Origin of the sequence: Leptothrix sp. (in: b-proteobacteria) (genome assembly GCF_965250675.1) — a bacterium.
In the GTDB taxonomy this organism is placed as follows: Bacteria; Pseudomonadota; Gammaproteobacteria; order Burkholderiales; family Burkholderiaceae_C; genus Sphaerotilus.
This window is the reverse complement of record NZ_CBDFPH010000011.1, coordinates 92,729-111,817: the sequence shown is the minus strand read 5'-3', so window position 1 is coordinate 111,817 and position 19,089 is coordinate 92,729. Positions and strand designations below refer to the sequence as shown.

15 protein-coding genes and 1 pseudogene are annotated in these 19,089 nt (G+C 61.2%); 5 read left to right on the top strand and 11 right to left on the bottom strand.

From position 1 onward, the window contains the following. Nucleotides 1-50: 50 nt before the first annotated feature. The 3 genes from AC5IG3_RS14915 to AC5IG3_RS14905 are packed head-to-tail and all read right to left on the bottom strand — an operon-like array spanning nt 51 to nt 3,654. Nucleotides 51-1,232, bottom strand: a complete 1,182-nt coding sequence (locus AC5IG3_RS14915) for a restriction endonuclease subunit S (protein ID WP_491907086.1) — start codon at nt 1,230-1,232, stop codon at nt 51-53. Next, nucleotides 1,229-2,767 carry a type I restriction-modification system subunit M gene (locus AC5IG3_RS14910; protein ID WP_491907085.1) on the bottom strand — a complete coding sequence of 513 codons (1,539 nt, stop codon included), beginning with the start codon at nt 2,765-2,767 and terminating at the stop codon, nt 1,229-1,231. Before AC5IG3_RS14910 ends, AC5IG3_RS14915 begins: the two co-directional genes overlap by 4 nt. A gap of 53 nt (nt 2,768-2,820) precedes the next feature. Beyond that, complete coding sequence (locus AC5IG3_RS14905) at nt 2,821-3,654, bottom strand: ATP-binding cassette domain-containing protein (RefSeq protein WP_491907084.1); 834 nt, start codon at nt 3,652-3,654, stop codon at nt 2,821-2,823. Nucleotides 3,655-3,776: 122 nt separating this feature from the next. Here AC5IG3_RS14905 and AC5IG3_RS14900 point away from each other — a divergent pair, with 122 nt between their 5' ends. Then, nucleotides 3,777-4,589 (top strand): IS5 family transposase, encoded by an 813-nt coding sequence (locus AC5IG3_RS14900; RefSeq protein WP_491904994.1) that lies wholly within the window; start codon nt 3,777-3,779, stop codon nt 4,587-4,589. Here the strand turns inward: AC5IG3_RS14900 and AC5IG3_RS14895 are convergent. The 7 genes and pseudogenes from AC5IG3_RS14895 to AC5IG3_RS14865 all read right to left on the bottom strand — a co-directional run bounded on the left by AC5IG3_RS14895 (nt 4,540) and on the right by AC5IG3_RS14865 (nt 11,545). Then, a complete protein-coding gene (locus tag AC5IG3_RS14895) occupies nt 4,540-6,300 on the bottom strand; it encodes a hypothetical protein (protein ID WP_491907083.1) in 1,761 nt (586 codons plus the stop codon). The genes AC5IG3_RS14900 and AC5IG3_RS14895 overlap by 50 nt on opposite strands. A gap of 66 nt (nt 6,301-6,366) precedes the next feature. Then, nucleotides 6,367-7,182: pseudogene (locus AC5IG3_RS14890) on the bottom strand (IS5 family transposase). Nucleotides 7,183-7,186: 4 nt separating this feature from the next. Next, complete coding sequence (locus tag AC5IG3_RS14885) at nt 7,187-7,684, bottom strand: hypothetical protein (protein ID WP_491907082.1); 498 nt, start codon at nt 7,682-7,684, stop codon at nt 7,187-7,189. Next, on the bottom strand, nt 7,681-9,543 hold the full coding sequence (locus AC5IG3_RS14880; protein ID WP_491907081.1) for a hypothetical protein: 1,863 nt from the start codon (nt 9,541-9,543) through the stop codon (nt 7,681-7,683). Before AC5IG3_RS14880 ends, AC5IG3_RS14885 begins: the two co-directional genes overlap by 4 nt. A 196-nt stretch (nt 9,544-9,739) precedes the next feature. Beyond that, entirely contained in the window at nt 9,740-10,162 is a 423-nt protein-coding gene (locus tag AC5IG3_RS14875) for a type II toxin-antitoxin system VapC family toxin (RefSeq protein ID WP_491907080.1), read from the bottom strand. After that, a complete protein-coding gene (locus AC5IG3_RS14870) occupies nt 10,159-10,383 on the bottom strand; it encodes an AbrB/MazE/SpoVT family DNA-binding domain-containing protein (RefSeq protein WP_491907079.1) in 225 nt (74 codons plus the stop codon). The genes AC5IG3_RS14875 and AC5IG3_RS14870 overlap by 4 nt, the downstream gene beginning before the upstream one ends. 247 nt (nt 10,384-10,630) lie before the next feature. Continuing rightward, nucleotides 10,631-11,545 (bottom strand): helix-turn-helix transcriptional regulator, encoded by a 915-nt coding sequence (locus tag AC5IG3_RS14865; protein WP_491907078.1) that lies wholly within the window; start codon nt 11,543-11,545, stop codon nt 10,631-10,633. 176 nt (nt 11,546-11,721) lie between these two features. Here AC5IG3_RS14865 and AC5IG3_RS14860 point away from each other — a divergent pair, with 176 nt between their 5' ends. From AC5IG3_RS14860 to AC5IG3_RS14845, 4 genes are read left to right on the top strand one after another with little or no spacing between them, the layout of a single operon-like run. Continuing rightward, nucleotides 11,722-13,185, top strand: coding sequence for a DUF3375 domain-containing protein (locus tag AC5IG3_RS14860; protein WP_491907077.1), 1,464 nt, complete (start codon nt 11,722-11,724; stop codon nt 13,183-13,185). Continuing rightward, nucleotides 13,169-13,936, top strand: a complete 768-nt coding sequence (locus AC5IG3_RS14855; RefSeq protein ID WP_491907076.1) for a DUF4194 domain-containing protein — start codon at nt 13,169-13,171, stop codon at nt 13,934-13,936. The genes AC5IG3_RS14860 and AC5IG3_RS14855 overlap by 17 nt, the downstream gene beginning before the upstream one ends. Further along, nucleotides 13,933-17,319 carry an ATP-binding protein gene (locus AC5IG3_RS14850; RefSeq protein ID WP_491907075.1) on the top strand — a complete coding sequence of 1,129 codons (3,387 nt, stop codon included), beginning with the start codon at nt 13,933-13,935 and terminating at the stop codon, nt 17,317-17,319. The genes AC5IG3_RS14855 and AC5IG3_RS14850 overlap by 4 nt, the downstream gene beginning before the upstream one ends. Next, a complete protein-coding gene (locus AC5IG3_RS14845) occupies nt 17,294-18,490 on the top strand; it encodes a DUF3322 domain-containing protein (RefSeq protein WP_491907074.1) in 1,197 nt (398 codons plus the stop codon). Before AC5IG3_RS14850 ends, AC5IG3_RS14845 begins: the two co-directional genes overlap by 26 nt. Here the strand turns inward: AC5IG3_RS14845 and AC5IG3_RS14840 are convergent. Continuing rightward, complete coding sequence (locus AC5IG3_RS14840) at nt 18,457-18,792, bottom strand: hypothetical protein (RefSeq protein WP_491907073.1); 336 nt, start codon at nt 18,790-18,792, stop codon at nt 18,457-18,459. The two genes, AC5IG3_RS14845 and AC5IG3_RS14840, sit on opposite strands and share 34 nt — an antisense overlap. Nucleotides 18,793-19,089 lie beyond the last annotated feature (297 nt).

Genomic DNA, 19,089 nt, shown 5'->3' with positions numbered 1-19,089 from the left:
GTGTCGGTGTTTTGGCAGTTGGGCGACATGAGGTGGCTGGAGGGTGGGGCTCAGAGTTCTCCGCGGAAGGCGCGGTGCTGGACGGAGGCAAAGACACTATCCAATACGCCAATCGCATCCCGATGTTTCGACCGAAGGGCCTTGAGACTATGCATTCGCGCGCCAAACTTCTGTTGGTCTAACAGTGGGGGTAACGGAATGGACAGTGCTCTTAGTTCTTTGACGTTCAAGTGTTGGGCTGTGGAACCAACCATTAGCCTAGAGATTCGACTTGGCTCAAGAACGTATAGAAAATGCTGTAATAGATACTCTGGAGTCAGAAATTTATTGGTGCATCGAACCTGAACTAGTCGCTGCCCCATACAGACCTCCATTCCTGGCTGAACGATAGCGGCAATCCCAACTGTTCCTTCGCGACTCAAGACTATGTCGCCCGCACGGATATACCCACGCTTGGAGCGCTCGTGATAGTCAGCCTCACTTACAAATCGCTCGTCGCTCCAATTCCAGTCGCCCTCCGTCAAATTTGAAGTTCGGAGGCAAACATAGCCTTCGTCCGCCCAATCGGGAGTGGAGTGCGGGCAATCGTTGATTGCATCGCAACAATCGGAGAGCGATTTGCTTGGCCACTTCCCTTTGCTGCCCACCGGGTCACCAAACATCTCCACAAAAATCGCCTGCGCCAGCCGGTCGAGCTGGGCCAAGGCCTCGCGGCGCTTGGCGCGCAGGGCTTCGGCTTGGTCGAGGATGGCGGCGATGCGGCGTTGTTCGGCGAGGGGCGGAAGCAGTATTTCTACTGCCTTCACAACTTCGCTGTTCAAATTCTTGACGACAGCGCCCGACGCCATCTTCACGAACTGCGCGTATACGTCGGACGAGCTGAGTACATGGTACAGATAGTCTTCACATAGTCGCCCCTCGTCATACCGAAGCACAAGCCATCCGTCATGGATGCAGCCGGATGTCCGAAGAATGTACGGACGACCGAAGCTCATCGAGTTGGTGAGCAGGAAGTCTCCAGCCTCGACAAATCTGGACCGTTGGGCGCCTTCCGGACGAATCTTCTGTTTCGTAGACCGAATGTACTTTTCGCCCTCACCGACGTCGCCAATCTTTATCCAGTTGATGCCATCCGGAGAGTCCGTGATGTAGTCGTCAATCGGTCGCGGTGAGCCACCTCGTTGAATTTCGCAAAGGTCACCTAGCTTCGCGGTCGGCCACCGGCTGCTCACTTCAACATCCCTTCCAACTCCGCCATCCCCGCCTGAATCTCTGCCTCCAAAACCTTCAGCTTCGCCAGAATCTCCAGCGGCGATTCATGCTCCACCGTCTCATTCACCACTTCCTTGTAGCGATTGAGGCTCAAGTCATACCCCTGCGCCGCAATGTCCGCCTTGGGCACGCAGAAGCTCTGTGCCGTGCGCGGCCGCTGGCGTTCGCTGCCGCCGCGCTGCGCCCAGCGCGTCAGGGCATCGGGCAGGTTGTTCTTCGCGTGCTCGGCCTCGCTCAAGGCTGAGGCCGGCACCGGGCCCAGCTTGGCCTCGTCCAGCAGTGGCTGGCGCTTGTCGTCCAAGCTCCAGCCGTCGGCCTGCAGGTCGTAGAACCACACCTGGTCGGTGCCGCCGGAGTTGGTCTTGGTGAACAGAAGGATGGCGGTGGACACGCCTGCATAGGGCTTGAAGGCCCCCGCCGGCAGCGACACCACGCCGTCGAGCTTGTGGTCTTCCACCAGCGTGCGGCGCAGTTCCTTGTGCGCCTTGCTGCTGCCGAACAGCACGCCGTCCGGCACGATGACCGCCGCCCGGCCACCGGGCTTGAGCAGCCGCAGGAACAGGGCCAGGAAGAGCAGCTCGGTCTTCTTCGTCTTGACGATGGCCAGCAGGTCCTTGGCGGTGTTCTCGTAGTCCAGGCTGCCCGCGAACGGCGGGTTGGCCAGGATGAGGCTGTACTTCTCCTCGTCGCCCGCGTGCTCCTCGGCCAGCGAATCCTTGTAGCGGATGTCCGGCCCGTCCACGCCGTGCAGCGTCATGTTCATGCTGCCGATGCGCAGCATGGTGTTGTCGAAGTCGTAGCCGTGGAACATGCCGTGGTGGAAGTGGGCACGGGCCGTGGCGTCACGGAACAGCTGCGGATGTGTCTCGCGCAGGTACTCGCCCGCGGCCACCAGGAAGCCGCAGGTGCCGCTGGCCGGGTCGCAGATGACGTCTTTGGGCGTGGGCTGCGTCAGCGCCACCATCAGCTTGATGATGTGGCGCGGCGTGCGGAACTGGCCGTTCTGCCCGGCTGCGGCAATCTTGCCGAGCATGTACTCGTAGAGGTCGCCCTTGGTGTCGCGGTCCTCCATCGGCACGTGGTCCAGCAGGTCCACCACCTTGGCCAGCAGGCCGGGCGTGGGGATGGTGAAGCGCGCGTCCTTCATGTGCTGCGCGTAGCTGCTGCCCTGGCCACCCAGGTTGCGCAGGAAGGGGAACACATGCTCGCCCACCACGGCGTGCATCTCGGCCGGCGCGAAGTTCTTGAAGCGCGACCAGCGCAGGTCCTGGTGGTCACGGCCTTTGGCGTCGGTGCCCGCCGGGAACACGCGGTTCTCGATGGGGCGGCCCAGTGTGATGGCCTTGCTCTCCTCCAGCGTGTGGGCGTCGTCCAGGCGCCGGATGAAGAGCAGGTAGGTGATTTGTTCAAGCACCTCCATCGGGTTGGAGATGCCGCCGGACCAGAATGCGTTCCAGATGGCGTCGACTTGGGAGCGGAGTTCGCCGGTGAGCATTCAGTAACTTTCTTGGAAAACGGGAGGTGTCAAGTACACGTGCTTCGCGCCGATTATCCGCGCGCCAACTCAATGGTTCGGAAGTCATTGCCGAGGAAGGCGAACTTGTGAAGAAACAGTCCTGCAACTTTTTCGTCGGCAGTAGCAAAAAACACTTGACGGTCCGACTTAAGGACGAGATTTCTCAAGTAGTCCAGGAAAGACAATGCATTAAGGTCATCGACGTGGGAAATTGGGTCATCCAACAGAATCACCTTCGGACCCGCTTTGACTTGGGCATTCATCGCCAAGAACATTGACAAAGCATAGGCCGCTCGTTGCCCCGTGCTGACTTGATTGAGCTGAACTGGTGAATTACTTTCACGTCGCCTGAGTGGCGCTCCGGCCTCAGCGGTAACCATGTATTCAGACGGTGCGTGAATTCGAGAGAAAATGTTGTCTGCAACTTTGTGCGTGGCCGCAACGACGGCTGCGCTTGCTGCGTCCAGCGATTGGTTTTCGATGACGTCGTCAAGCACACGCTGCGCCGACGCTAGCCGGTCAATCGCCGCACCAACACGGGCAAGGCGGTCAGAAAGTTGACCTAGATGCGTCCGAAGCGTGGTCAAACGAGTAGTGGAACTGCTATCGGCATGTAGCGCGGCAATTACCTTCTTTGCTCCAAGGACGGAGGATTCCAGCCCGGTCAAAAGCGAACCTATATCGGATGTAGGTGCGAGGTCTAGAACGCGCCGCGCTGAAACGCAAACTTCGTTGGCACGCTGCGCTGTTCGTTGTCGAATATTCAGTTGATGGATGGCGATTTCTAGTGATTCTCCGTGCTCAATTTCGACAGCGCCCAACAGCTGGCGCAGTTCCTCGTTACGCAGCAGAACCCTCTTGTCCAACTCGTCAATCGCGACTTGAAGGTGCTGTAAATATTTTTCAGTGCGGCCTTGGGCCTCCAGTACGTCTAGAGCGTGTTATGAACTTGCCGCAAGCCGTCCGGCGCTGAAGATAAGCTGACCCCGTGACCCGAAAACCCTACCCGAGCGACATCAGCGAAGAGGAATGGCATTTCGTGGCGCCGTACCTGACGCTGATGGATGTCAATGCCCCGCAGCGCCGGCACGACCTGCGCGAGGTGTTCAACGCGCTGCGCTGGCTGGCGCGCGCGGGAGCCCCTTGGCGACTGCTGCCGCACGACTTGCCGCCTTGGCAGATGGTCTACCAGCAGTTCCGGCGCTGGGACGAGTCGGGCTGCTTCGAGGCGATGGTCGCTGACATGCGCTCGGTCATCCGGGTCAGCGAAGGCCGTCAGGGCCAACCCAGCGCGGTGATTTTGGACGGGCGCACGCTGCAAAGCAGTTGCGAGAGCGGGGTGCGAGCCGGCTACGACGGCTACAAACGCCGGCGCGGCAGCAAGGTGCACATGGCCGTCGACACGCTGGGGCAGTTGATTGCGATGACGGTTACACCGGCCGACGAGCAGGAGCGCGCCCAGGTCAAGGCGCTGTGCGAGGCGGTGCAAGTGGCCACCGGCGAGACGGTCAAGCTGGCGTGGGCGGACCAGGGCTACACGGGCGAACAGGCCCGGCAAGACGCCCAGGCAAGCGGTATCGACCTGCAAATCGTCAAACTTCCCGAGGCAAGGAAGGGATTTGTTTTGCTGCCCCGGCGCTGGGTGGTCGAGCGCAGTTTCGGGTGGCTGTCGCGGTTTCGACGGCTCAGCCGCGATTTCGAGCGCTTGCCTCAGGTGCTGGCCAGTTTGCATTTTGTGGTCTTCGCCATCCTCATGCTTCCCAAGGCCGCAGCGGTGCTGGCTTCGGGTGGAAGTTCATAACACGCTCTAGCGATACAAGTCTCGGCTGGTCATCCCCATCAACAGGCCGGCAGAGTCGTTCGATAGCGTCCAATGACAATCCAGCGCGCGCGTAGCCGCTGAGCCCTTGCTCAGCTGTCTGTCTTGCCCGAAGCAATCTGTGCTGCCGCTCAACACTGTCAGAAGCAGCCCGTTGAGCATCTTGGACCGTGACCAATGACGTGGTTTTAGGAAGGGTCCGAGAAAATTTGTCGAGTTGCTCAAGCCAAGACAATTCACCGCCAATTCGATTTCTGTCGGAAGCGAGGCGTTCAATACGCAATCGAAGCTCGGAAATTTCGTTGTCCGACGGCGTTAGCGAAAGCGCACGCAAGCGTTGAAGGAGTTCACCCGGAACAAACTCGGTTCCGCAAACTGGGCAATTGGTATCTGAGTGCCGATGCTCAACGACTTTCTGCGCCCAACCCTGAAGCTCCGCCATTGCTCGCTGCAATTGGGACCGATTGCTCGCCATGGCTGCATGGCGTTGCTCACACTCTTTGATTTGGCTCGCTATGTCGCGAAGAATAGCAGTTGATTCTTCTTTCGCGGCCACAATCGACTTGATTCCCAATGAGGAATCCCAGCCGTCAGACGGGGTATCTGACGGCAATGCAGCGAATACAGGGGCACTAAGTGCCAGTTCGTCGTTGGCCTGTTTTAATGCTGATGAAAATATGTTCAGCTCAGACAGCGCAGAAGGAGAAATGGCAGCCAAGGCAGTCAGCCTAGATTGGGCCAAACTCTGTCGCTGCACAAGGACACTGCGAAATCGCTCATCATCCCTTGCTGCAGGGAGTTTGCTATTTACGCCCTCGCAAGCCCTTTGCAATGCCGCCGCTTGTAGCGCGATGACATTGGCGGTCACCGGCCCCGAGAGCCAGTCAACTTTCTGAACTACCCTCAGCTGAGACGTCAGTTCTGACAGATTTCCAGCAAGTTGCTCCGTTACTGCCTCTTTGCTACTTGGGCATTCTCGCCAGCCTATGCGCTCGAGGTCTTTGGTGAACACTGAGAAAGCTGCATCCGACTGCCCCGGCGCTGCCTCAAGCTCCGACCGCTCGTGCTCTTTAGCCTTGTGTTCCGATTCAGCTACTGCGCGCTCTGAGCGTTTAGAGCGGATTTCCTCTGAAACAGCCTTTCGGACATCCTGAATACGGCGCCACATCAGAGTGGCCTCATGTCCGCTCAGCAAGGCGGCGAGGCTCTCGGCATTGCCCTCAGCAGTGTCGTTCTTAACCAGCGAAAGTTCTGCTGCTGCATCAGTGTTGAGAAAATTGAAGCGTGCGAACTGGTTTGGCAGCTTGTTTTGGCGGCTATTGTCATCACCGCCGTACCACATCCGCTGACGCGTCTTGAAGTCAGTAAGGGGTTGCTGAGCGGATGTCTTGGCGGGGTGCCCAGACACCAACAAACCTTCCACAGCGGCGCTTATGGAAGCACCGGAACGCCTGTTGGCACCGCAGTAGAGAAACTCCAACCCTTCGAGAAGCGAAGTTTTCCCTGCCCCGTTCGAACCGAAGATTAGATTGGCCCTGCCGAATCCCTCGAATGACTTTTGCTTCGGATAGGGACGGAATCGACTGAGATTGACGCTTGCAATGTGTGAATCGGCAAGCAATTGACTTGCCTCGGCACCGGTCGTCTTCTTGGTCCGAACAGACTGCTTTGCTGTTCCGGAGGATATGCTCACTGACAACATCGGTAATCGGCCGCTCTCCATCCAGCACATCTTCCAATCCGATAGCGCTAGAGCGTGTTATGAACTTCCACCCGAAGCCAGCACCGCTGCGGCCTTGGGAAGCATGAGGATGGCGAAGACCACAAAATGCAAACTGGCCAGCACCTGAGGCAAGCGCTCGAAATCGCGGCTGAGCCGTCGAAACCGCGACAGCCACCCGAAACTGCGCTCGACCACCCAGCGCCGGGGCAGCAAAACAAATCCCTTCCTTGCCTCGGGAAGTTTGACGATTTGCAGGTCGATACCGCTTGCCTGGGCGTCTTGCCGGGCCTGTTCGCCCGTGTAGCCCTGGTCCGCCCACGCCAGCTTGACCGTCTCGCCGGTGGCCACTTGCACCGCCTCGCACAGCGCCTTGACCTGGGCGCGCTCCTGCTCGTCGGCCGGTGTAACCGTCATCGCAATCAACTGCCCCAGCGTGTCGACGGCCATGTGCACCTTGCTGCCGCGCCGGCGGTTTGTAGCCGTCGTAGCCGGCTCGCACCCCGCTCTCGCAACTGCTTTGCAGCGTGCGCCCGTCCAAAATCACCGCGCTGGGTTGGCCCTGACGGCCTTCGCTGACCCGGATGACCGAGCGCATGTCAGCGACCATCGCCTCGAAGCAGCCCCGACTCGTCCCAGCGCTCGGAACTGCTGGTAGACCATCTGCCAAGGCGGCAAGTCGTGCGGCAGCAGTCGCCAAGGGGCTCCCGCGCGCGCCAGCCAGCGCAGCGCGTTGAACACCTCGCGCAGGTCGTGCCGGCGCTGCGGGGCATTGACATCCATCAGCGTCAGGTACGGCGCCACGAAATGCCATTCCTCTTCGCTGATGTCGCTCGGGTAGGGTTTTCGGGTCACGGGGTCAGCTTATCTTCAGCGCCGGACGGCTTGCGGCAAGTTCATAACACGCTCTAAGCCCATCCGACCAAGCTTGAACGACATCCGCAGCGGCAATCCCCTTGTCGACAGCCGCAACGGAGTCAAGTTCATCCAATACGCGGTCGAATTCGTCCTCTGCGACTACGAACTTGCGGGCATAGTTCCTGTCCGCCTCTAAATTTCGCCTTGCCGCCTGAAAGCTCTGGTTGCCAGAAACTCCTTTGTCGACAACGAAATAAAGGTAATTGTTCCATCGTAGGTCAGGTGATGCGTCCTTGTCGAAGTAGGCTGGCCCCATCACTTCATCAAGGTAGTTGCTCAATTCTCCAACGGTTTCAGGCAGGCGATTGTTCAGGTCGAAGACGTAGGCTGCAACATCGCGCTCACCATTACGCCGAATTCCCTTAAGGACTCCTGCAGAAACTTCGGAGACGCTAGCGAATTTCCGTCCAAGCTTCTCGCGCACGGACTGAATATTCATTGCTGAGGCCCCTGGGTATTACCCGAGAATAGTTTAAAGGAAGGCACGCCAATGTCCACCTGTGACTGTCCCTCCGGCCTGGTGAAGGAAGTGCCACGACCGCTGTCAAAGTTCTTGGCACCTGTCGCTGTGGAGTAGACGATGCAAAAGCGCTCAGCACGCGTTGCGTAGTGCTGGCGAAAGAAGTGCCTTTCTTGGTCGATTGAAAGCTCGCGTTCAGATTCCGGTGGCGGTCCAGCCAATGCCTTGCGAACCTGCTGGTCGAGTACATCCAGTACCTGAGGGTCACCAAGCAAACCAGCATGAACGACTGTCGCCAGAGTGCCGTCGGCGGAAACCACGTTTCTGTTTGGATATTTCGGCGACCAGTTGAATTTGAAACCTTGACGGAGCGCCTCTACCGTAGACGGCCAAGCGTAGCCACCAAGGCGCAACTCGGCGACTGCTCGCATCGAAGCGAACCTCGTTGACCGAAATTGGGTTGCTTCAGGTGCAGGGTCTTGGGCTACCGTAATTCGCCGCACGATTTCTTGTTCGCATAGTTGCATTGAATCGATGCGAGACGGCATATGCCAATCTGTCCGAATTCCAAACTGCCCAGCGGTTATGGCCATAGCCCGTTCCACCGCAACTGGGCCCGTTTGATACAGGAGTTGAACATCGTCGAGCTCCACGCCAGCGCCGACCCTATGCAACTGTTCTAAGAACCCATCGTCTGGCTGCTCGCCAGGGGTCCGTGGCTCGACCCAATTAATTTGGTCATGTGCCCAGATAAATGTCTTCAGCGCCTTGGGCCCAGAGCGTGTCGAGCGCGGCTTTGGAATTGCGTGGTGGAAGACTTTGGTTGCCTGGAGAAAAAAGATGCGTGGATGGTAGTGGAACTGCAGAGCATGGGCGCGCACCGGCTCATGGCGTGTGTAGTAAACGCCGTTCTTGTGATTTTCGTGGATTCCGGCATCAGAGATGTCCATTTCCGGGGAAATTAGATACCAAGCCGACCCGCAGATGTTCTTCCAAGGATGAGCGTTGCCACCGCCTTCGTCAACCGAGACTATATTTTCTGCCCAGTTCAAGCATAATAACTCCGTCCGCCCGGCCGAGGCAAAGAGTTCCTGTCGATACTTCTTGTATAAGAGATGGCGAGGGCTGTTGTTGAGCTGGATGTGAATTAAGAGCAAACCGTCGTAATACTGCTCTAGTATCGTCTTATCAAAGCCAAAGACGTCAGAACAGATAAGGGTTATGAGCCGAACTTCACTAGGGGGATTTCCAAATGAGTACACGCACTTACCAGGGAGCATTCCAGCCGCCTCAGTATTTCCTGGGTCGCCGGATGCGACTGTTTTGTACTGAACCAAAAGCACAATCCTGTCGGCTTGGCCTCCGGCGACCATCGTTCTAAATACGTAGGCCAGCGGATTCCGATACCGTTGGGTGGTTCGTGCCACCGGAGAACTATCGTCATCAATAACAATCGCTCGTTCGCCAAGCCGGCCCCGAACTTGGTCGAGACCGTTCAGCGGGAGGCTTTCGCAACCCAGTACCCATAGCTTGCCCGAAGCCGGCGTGTGACCCTGCTGAATGGCTTCCACCAGTGCATCCCAAGGAACGCTGTACTCTGGACTGACGAGCAAGTCCGGCTGGTTCTCTAGGCCCGTTACAAGACGGAATAGCGAATCTGTGCGCTGCTTTGCATCGGTTGAGTCCGCATGACCAATCGAGTCCGTAGCGATGCGGATGCGGCCCGCAGGCTGATGGGCGAGCACCGTGTAAAGCGTTTCGTCCGCCTGTAGCGCATTCAGCCGCGGATGTTCAAGCCCCACTTCTTTGAGCTTCTGCTCGACGGAAACGATTTCCAATTCTGTTCCTCCCGTTTTGACACTTCGTTTTTTGTTTTGATACGAAGTGTCCTACAAAGGCTACTAGGCAAGGTTGGCCAACATCGAACTTATGCCATGCGAGGTCAATGCGTCGAAGCTGGCACTCGAGTTGGCGTGCTGTGCCAGCTGTCGCTACCGCTCGGTCTATGCGCCCAATCAGGCGCGGTTCAGGTAACTAGGTCTGGGCTGTTCTGTCGAGCAGCAGTTCAGCCCGCGGCAGCTTCGATGCTCCAACGTCAAACGTCAGAAACCTTGACCGGCCCAGGTGAACCGCTCGCGCGCTGAGCAGGCAATCGGCGAAGTCCGCTCGCGACTGCTGGCTCCAGAGGTGCAGCGCTTCCTCGACTGTAGGCTCGTGTTCGAACTCGACATCGCCGCTTTCGAGCAGTTGCGCGAAGGCGCCCGCGATGACCGCTTTGTCGAGCTTGTAGCGGCTGCGGAGTGCCCACTCGGTCTCCAGCAGCACACAGAGCATGATGAGGACAGGCTCTTCGGCCTCCGCGGCTTCATCGACCAGACGGCGGGCTGCGGCGAACTGCGCTTCGTCGTCCTGGACGAGCAGTCGAACCAGGACGTTGGTGTCGATGGCGATGCTCATCGGAACGGGTTCATGTCCTCAACCGAGACCTGTGGCTGGCCGGGCCGTGTGAGCAAGCCCGCCAAGTCCGCCAGCCGTTTGGTCTTGGCCCGCATGATGACGGTGCCATCGCTCAGCAGCGTGAACGTCAGCTTGTCGCCTGCTTTCAGGCCAAGGCGGTCGCGGATTTCACGAGGCACGGTGACTTGGCCTTTGCTTGTCAGCGTTGTGGGGTCAGCCATGGTCTTTCTTGTCCGCAAGTATTACGAATTCAGCAACCGTAATGCAAGCGCTACGCTAAGTCAACGGGACTGTCTCCATCGCCGTGCCGCTCCCCGCAGATGAGACATAGAAAACAAGACAGGCATTTGAGGCACAACGACCCGGCTTCAGGGCAGGTTGAGGGGTACGGCGTTGAGCGTCTCTCAAACGCTGGTTTTCGAGACGGGCAGCGAAGGTCAACGAGGCATGTCGTTTCGTGCCCGGGCGCTATGGAAGTAACGAAGGGGCTAAGTACTTGACCACTTGCGACTTGTCCTTGAGAACCACCTGTTGACTCTCGGGGTGCTCTGACAGGTCGACGTGAAGCCCAAGATGCCGGAGCACGTAGAACACCAGCGCCTCGCGGCACTGCATCCGCGCTTCGCCGTCCACCATCCCGTAGTCGACCTCGAGCGCGCGACGGTGCGGTAGCTCCAGCTTGGGGTTCGGGACCAGGACCAGCTCGGTCATCGTGTTCCAGGCGGCGTCGCCAGCCGAACCAGGCCCAGAGGGCTCGTCCAATTGAATATCGCTCATCCGAGCGATGACGAAGTCCCGGAACTCGGCTCGGGACTCGCAGTAGGCGCGCACATGCCACCGAAAACCGTCGTGCGCCAACGCGTGCGGCGTCAGCCTGCGTTCCTGGGGCTCCGGGCGCGACATGGACTGGTATCTCGCTCGGATGCCACGCCCCTCGCGGATGGCGCGCAGCAGGGGCACCAGTGTGTCCGCAAGGACGGCTCGACTAGGGCTGGACACGAACCCCACGGGCGGCCGCCAGCCGAGGAAAGTTGCCTCTGTCGTGAGCAGCTCGGCCTCGACAGCCAGCAGTTCGCTGAGATAGTGCGAACTGCTGGTGCTCGGATACAGCGGTACGAACTGGCTGCCACTGACGTAGACCCGAGCACTGCGGTCGTACACCAGGTTGGCCGGCGCAAGTTCGGTGTACCTCGCGATGTCCAGCGACGCCTGCGGCACCGAGATGCCGAAGAATCCGATGAGGTCCGACCTGTTGAGGCGGCCATCCCACCGCAGGCGAAAGTCGATGAACTCTAGACGCCGGTCCTGCCCCCAGCGCGACACGACTCGAGGCTCTGGGTTGGGCACCTGCTTCGCTGGCGGTGCGGCGGGCGGTGTTTGCATGGGTTTGATTGTTGCACACGTCTATAGAGTAGACGCATATAAAAACTATGCTCATAATAGGAGCAAGAACAAGCGAACTCAGAGCTGACCAGGGAGATGACGTTGGAAGGACGCTCGATTCCGATTCCGCGCGGCCAACATGGGCGCCGTGTTCACGGCCTCCGAGGGTGAGCGCTGTGAAGGTGCTGCGCACCTCAGAGGCCTACCAAGCGCTGCGTGAGGGGCGCGTGTGGAAGCTGCTGGCCGCCGACCTGGGTCCGGTCGTGCTGGCCATGCTGAACTCCCTCTTCATGGAAGAGGACAAGGTGCTGCCTGGGTCGGTCCTGTTTGAGCGGCTCACCCGGGACATCGACGCCTTGCGCGGGCAGGGGCACGTGCTCCCTCAGGCGGCGCAGGCCTACACCGCTGACTGGCTCGCCCAAGGCTGGCTCACCCGGAGGTTTCCAGCGGGTGCGTCCGAAGAGGTCTACGAGCTCACCGCCGAGGCGGCCACCGCCTTGCGCCTCATCAACAGCATCCAACGCCCACGCACGGCGGCAACCGAGAGCCGCTTGGCCAACGTCATGCAGCAGGTGATTCGCCTGGCGGAGGAGACCGATGCGAACCCCCAGACTCGCCTCGCCGCGCTGATGGCCGAGCGCGAGCGCATCGACCAGGAGATTGCCGCGGTTCAAGGCGGAGGCGTGAGGACCCTGCCGGAGGAACGGGCGGTCGAGCGCGCACGAGAGGTCATCGTGCTCGCCCAGGACCTGGCGGCCGACTTTCGGAATGTGCGCGACGCCTTCGACCGGCTCAATCGCGAGCTGCGCCAAAGTCTGATGGAAAACGACGGCAGCCGAGGCGACGTGCTGGAGCACCTGTTCGCCGGCGTGGACCTGATTGCAGAAAGCGACCCGGGGCGCACCTTCACGGCGTTCTGGCGCCTGCTGACAGATGGCGAGCAGTCCTTCGCGCTGACCGAGGCCCTGGACGCGGTCACCAGCCGCGGATTCGCACGGCGCCTGGATGCACGGGAGCGCCGCTTCCTGCAGTCCTTGACCGCGACGCTGATGGCCGAAGGCGGCGAGGTGCACGAAGTGCTGCAGCAGTTCGCACGCAGCCTCAAGAGCTTCGTGCAGAGCCGGGAGTTCCAGGAACAACGCCGTCTGCATGCGCTGTTGAAACAAGCCCAGTTGGCCGCCCTGGCCGCGAAGGACCACGTCCGTGCCAATGAGTCGATGGACTTCGACCTGTCGTTGACCAGCAGCCGCATCCGCTCGGTCGCGCAGTGGGGCCTGTACGACCCAAACCTGCGGGTGCCGGATGCCAGCATGGACGATGCTGCGCCATCGCACTGGCGCATCGAAGACGTCGAAGAGCTGGTGCGGCACTCGGAAATCGACTTCCGCACGCTGCGCGGGAACATCAGGGCCGCGCTGCTCGAAACGTCCCAGGCGTCCATCGCCGACGTGCTCGCGCGCTTCCCGGCCGAACAGGGCTTCGGCTCGGTGGTGGGCTACGTGGCGCTCGGTGCCAAGCATGGGGAAGTGACTGAGGTCATGCAACAGGTCAGCTGGCAAGGCAAGGACGGTCAGCGCCGCAGTGCCCACGTCCCTGCCATCTATTTCCTGAGGGAGAGGGTGAGTGAACTATCCCAGTGAACCCGTGGACGAGGACCGCGCCGACCCAGCAGACGCCGCCCCTCCGAGCGATGCGGGCGCAACCTTCGCAGGGGATACCGGTCAGTTGGTGCTCGATACGCGCCGCGCGCTCGTGCAGTTGCTGCTGGGCCCTTCGGTCGATGGACACCGCCAGCCCAAGCTCTGGCTCGTGCTGTTGCGTGACGAAACCATCCTGCGCTCCCGACTGCACGACCTCTTTCTCGACCTGGTCGTGGACCGCGAGCAGAAGGTCGCCTTCACCCGCCAGGTGGTCGCAGACAACATCGACGCCCCCGTTCTGCTGCGGCGAGCTTCGCTCACCTTTCTGGAGTCGGCGCTCGTCCTGTTCCTGCGCCAACGCCTGACCCACGCGGACGCCCAGGGCGAGCGTGCGGTGGTCTCCAAGACCGAGGTGGTCGAGCACCTGCGCGTCTTCGAGCAGGACAAGAACGTGGACCACGCCCGCTTCGAGCGGCAGATGGAAAACGCCGTCGAGAAGGCCAAGAAGCTGAGCCTGCTGCACAAGCTCCGCGGTAGCGATGAGCGCTTCGAGGTTTCGCCGACGCTCAAGCTGCTGTTCCCGGCCGAAGAGATACAGGCCCTGGCGCAGTCCTACGCGACCATCGCCCGCGCAGGGTCACAGCCATCCGATGAGACGCCCGACACCGCCGGCACGAGCAGCGGCCAGGGAGGACGCACCACCCCGTCTGAAGCCGAGGTCGACGACAGCGGCGAGGAGGCACTCGAGTGAGCGCGGTCATGACCACCCCAAACCTCTTCCCGATGGACGAGCTGCCTGTCGACGCGGGCGAGCGCGACCAGATGAAGCTCCGGCAGATTCAGCTCTTCAACTGGGGCACCTTCGAGGGCCTGCTGCGCTTGAACATCGCCGAGCAGGGCTACCTGTTCGTCGGGCCCTCCGGTTCCGGCAAGTCGACCATCCTCGACGCCCATGCGTCGCTGACCACCCCGCCGAAGTGGGTCGACTTCAACGTGGCTGCGCGAGAGGCCGAGAAGCGCTCGAAGGACCGCAACCTGCTGACCTATGTGCGAGGCGCCTGGGCCCAGCAGACCACCGACTCGGGCGAATACGCCTCCCAGTTCCTGCGTGCCGACACCACCTGGACGGCCGTCGCGGAGACCTACCGCGACGGCAACGGGCGCATCGTCGTGCTGGCCCAGGTGCTCTGGGTGCGTGGCAAGTCGACCAGCCCCTCCGACGTGAAGCGGCTCTACCTCGTGCTCGAACGGGATTTGGACCTGCAGGAACTGCAGTTCTTCCCGGAACACGACTTTGACGTTCGGCGCTTCAAATTCGACATGCCCGATGCCTTCGTCCGGGACGAGTTCAGCGCTTACCAGGAGCGCTTCCGTCGGCTGCTGGGCATCGAGAGTGAACGCGCCCTGCGCCTGCTGCACAAGACGCAGGCCGCCAAGAACCTGGGTGACCTGAACGAGTTCATGCGCGACTTCATGCTGGAGCCGCCGGAAACCTTCAAGCTGGCCGAGAAGCTCGTCGACCAGTTCGCCGAGCTCAACGAGGCCCACCGCGCGGTGGTCTCGGCGCGACTGCAAATCGAGACGCTCAAGCCTGCCCAGGAGGAGGCACAGGAGCTGGAGAAAGCGCGTCTCGCCAAGAACGAACTCGACGAGCTGTCGACCGGCGTGGACAAGTACAAGGAGCAGACGCGCAAGCGTCTGCTCGATGAAGCCGTTGCGGAACAGCAGACCGACCTGGCCGGCATGGCACACGAAGCGGCCCGCCTGGAAGGGGTCGAAAAGAACGCGTTTGCGACGCTGCGCTCCCTGCAAGACCAGCGCAGCGGCATGGGCGGCAGTCTGCTGGAGGACCTGTCCGTCCAGCTGGAATCCGCCGAGACGACGCGGCTCAAGCGGTTTGCCAAGCGCGAGACCGTCCGAGCCGCGTGCGACACCCTGGGCTGGGCGCCACCGGACAGCGCGGTGTGGTTCACCCAGCGCAAGGACGCGGCCAAGACGGCCCTGCTCGAAGCCGATGCCAAACGCGAGGAGCAGACGGACAAGACCTACAAGCTGCGCAAACAGTCCGACGAGGCCGCAGACAAGTTCCAGAAGGTCGTCACCGAGGTCAAGGCCCTCCAACGGCAGCGCTCGAACATCCCCGCCAGGATGCTGGCGGTGCGCGAACGCATGGCCCATGTGCTGGGCATCGCTGAAGAGCGTTTGCCGTTCGCCGGCGAACTCATCGAGGTTCGAAAGGACGAAGCGCCATGGCGGGGTGCCATCGAGCGGGTGCTCAACGGCTTCGCGCAATCGCTGCTGGTCGAGGACCGCCACTACGCCCAGGTCGCGGCCTATCTCAACGAGACGAACGTCGGTGAGCGCGTCGTCTATTTCCGGACCACGCCACCGACCTCTGTGCCGCGCGGCCCCGGCCAGAACTCCCTGATTCTCAAGCTCGACTTCGCCAACGCGCCGCAGGCAGACTGGGTCAAGGATGAGCTCAAAGCGCACTTCGACTACGACTGCGCGGAAACCGTCCACGCCTTCCGTGCCGCCACCCGCGCCATCACCCGCGAGGGGCAGGTCAAGCACAACAGCACCCGGCACGAGAAGAACGACCGCCACCGGGTCGACGACCCCAGCCGCTGGGTGCTGGGCTTCGACAACGCCGCCAAGCTGGCCCACTTCCAGGACGAGGCACACCGCCTGTCTGTGCAGATTGAAGACCTGCGCAAGGCGCTCGAAGCTGCGAAGGCCGAAGAATCCACCGAACGTGAACGGCTGAAGGCCTACGCCCAGCTCGCGAACACGGAGTGGGACGAGGTCGATGTGAACTCGGCCATCGAGCAAATCGAGACGTTGACGGCGCGCATCGAACGCGAGAAAGCCTCGCACCCCGACCTGGCTCGGCTCGACGACGACATCAAGGCGCAAGAGAACGTGCACGACAAGGCTCGGCGAGCCCACAGCGAGTACCTGGGGAGGATGTCCGCGGAGAGCCGAAAGCTGCAGGAGCTCCAACGGCGCCTTGAAGGGCTCCGCCCTGAGCTCCTGATGGTCGCGCTCACGCCATTCCAGCGGCGTGGCCTCGACGAGCGGTACGCCCGCTACCTGCCCGACATGACCTGGGAGACGCTCGACAACGCATCCATTCAGGTGGTTCGCGGCATCAATGCCGACGAGCGGGAGGTCAACCAGCGCATCCTTCAGCTGGAGAACAGCATCGAGCGCCGACTGGCGGACTTCGTGCGCCTGTGGCCGGCCGACTCGGGCGGCCTGGACCCCAGGATGGCCAGCGCGCCCGACTTCTTCGCCAAGCTGACGCGCCTGGAAACGGATGGCCTGCCGAAATACGAGCAGCGCTTCCTCGAGCTGTTGCGCGACCAGAGCGCCCAGAACCTGACCATGTTGCAGACACAGCTGGACCAGGAGCGCAAGGCGATTCGGGACCGCATGACGCTCGTCAACGAGAGCCTGGAGACGGCACCGTTCGGGCCCGGCACGCACCTGGTCATCGAGACGCAGGAGAAGCTGCTGGAGGACGTGGTGGCCTTCAAGCAGACCCTCAAGAGCGCCCTCAGCAACATGTTGACGACCAACGCGAAGGAAGCCGAGCAGCGCTTCGAGGTCATCAGCCGTCTGGTCAAGCGGTTGGCCAGCCAGGAAACGGCGGACAAGAACTGGCGTGCACTGGTCCTCGATGTCCGGCAGCACGTGGAATTCATCGCGCGCGAGCTCAACGAGTTCGGCAAGGAGGTGGAGGTCTACCGCAGCGGCGCAGGCAAGTCCGGTGGTCAGCGACAGAAGCTGGCGGCAACCTGCCTGGCTGCGGCGCTGCGCTACCAGCTGGGCGGACAAGACCGTGCGCTGCCGCGCTTCTCGACGGTCTTCCTGGACGAAGCCTTCGACAAGGCCGACGCGGAGTTCACGACCATGGCGATGAACATCTTCAAGACCTTCGGCTTCCAGATGGTCGTGGCCACGCCGCTGAAGTCCGTGATGACGCTCGAACCCTTCATCGGCGGCGCCTGCTTTGTCCACATCAAGGACCGCAAGACCTCCTGCGCCATCCCCATCGACTACGACACCGAGGGCAAGCGCCTTCTGTTGACTTCAAGCACCGACGATGTCGAAGAAGCTGCAAATGCCTGAGAAGGTCAAGGACTGGCTCGTTAGGCGGTACAACACCCAGCATCGCGCCTGGCTCGAAGGTGCCGGTGAGTGGCCTCTGGAGGTCAACCTCGGCGCCCCCACCGAGGCTGATTTCACGTCGGACATCTCAGCGGTTCGCCACTGGGTCGATGCCTGGGCGAACTGGCGTGGTGCCGGAGAGATGCGCCAGGAGTCGCGCAGGTACATGCGCCTCGGGTCACAGACGCTGCCCGCTATGGTCATCCTGCAGGGCCCCGAAGAAGTCGCCGCCTGGTGCGGACAGGAGCGGCGCTGGCATCGCGCGGCTTCCCGCTACGCCAGCCTGGTGTCGAGGTGGCCGCAATTTCTGGAGCGCCAGGGATTGGCGCGGTACTTCGACGTGCTGGCCGACTACACCGATGCGGACTACGCTCGACTCCAGACCACCTTGGCCTGGATGCTGACCCACCCAGCATCGGGTCTCTACGTCCGGCAGCTGCCTCTCGAGGGTGTGGACACCAAGTGGCTGGAGAAGCGCCGAGGTCTTATCGTGGACCTGCTGGGGCTGCTTCGTGGCGGCGAGGACGGGACAGACTTCTACGCGGCTTGCGGCCTCGTTCGCACACCCCATCGGGTGCGCATGCGGGTCTTGTGTCCTGCTCTCAGGGCGCAGGTCGGTGGTTTGAGGGACATTGAGGCGCCGGTGGAAGAACTGGCGACCATCCAGCTCACGCCGCAGGTGCTTCTGATGGTCGAGAACCAGGAGACCGGCGTCGCGCTGCCGGACATGAACGGTGTCGTCGCGTTCATGCGATTGGGCGGTGCGGTGTCGACCTTAGATGCGATTCCTTGGCTCAAGGGGTGTCCTGCGGTCTACTGGGGTGACATCGACACCCACGGACTCGCCATCCTGGCGCGTGCCAGGCGAGTCTTCCCATCGGCGCGGTCCGTGATGATGGATGCGGCCACCCTTCAGCGGTATGCCGAGCTGACGGTTCAAGAGCCAGTCCAGCATGTCGACGCTGAGCTCGCGGAGTTGACAGCGGAAGAGCGCGACGTGTTCGGCGGCCTGCGCTCAGGTCGCTGGGGCGTGAAGCTTCGCCTCGAGCAGGAGCGCATCACTTGGCCCGATGCGTTGGAGGCCCTGCAGGCAACCATTCAGGAAGCGAGACAGCACCGGGCAAGTGCTTGAAATGGCAAGAACTCCTCCAGCACCTTGAATGCAGGACTGCGCCATGCCACCGTGGCAGTCGTCGAGAGCCCCGGCTTGCCGTCGGGCGGCATGCAGAGCTGCAGCGCCGTACTTCTGGCGCGCCTGCCCAGGTTCTCGACGAAGCCGATGCCCGTCGCCTTGCCCATAAGCCGCTCGACCTGGTTGCCCAAATCCATATTCGCAGGCGCAATCGGTGTGATACCCACGCTATACAGCGGACGCCTCTGGAGCATCGCCTCATCAATGGCGCAAAGGGCAACCAGGCAAAGACGACGACGCATGTGAAGTTACTTTGCTCACGGAGATAACCCATCAGATTGCGTGGGCGCCGTCCATCCCCGTGCTGTCGGCAATGTGTCCAGCCTTGCTGTGTGGCGCTAAGAGATACTATCAGTACTACACCTACCTAAGCAGTCATATATACACAAAACACCCACTGTGATTCCGCAGTGGTTTTCTCAGTCCGGCGCCTGTTGCGCTGCGTGCGTCAAGTAACGGCGATGCGCAAGTCAAGTGGCTGCGATGCCGATGTCAAGTAGAGGCGATGTGTATGTCAAGTAAAAACGCTGCCCACGTCA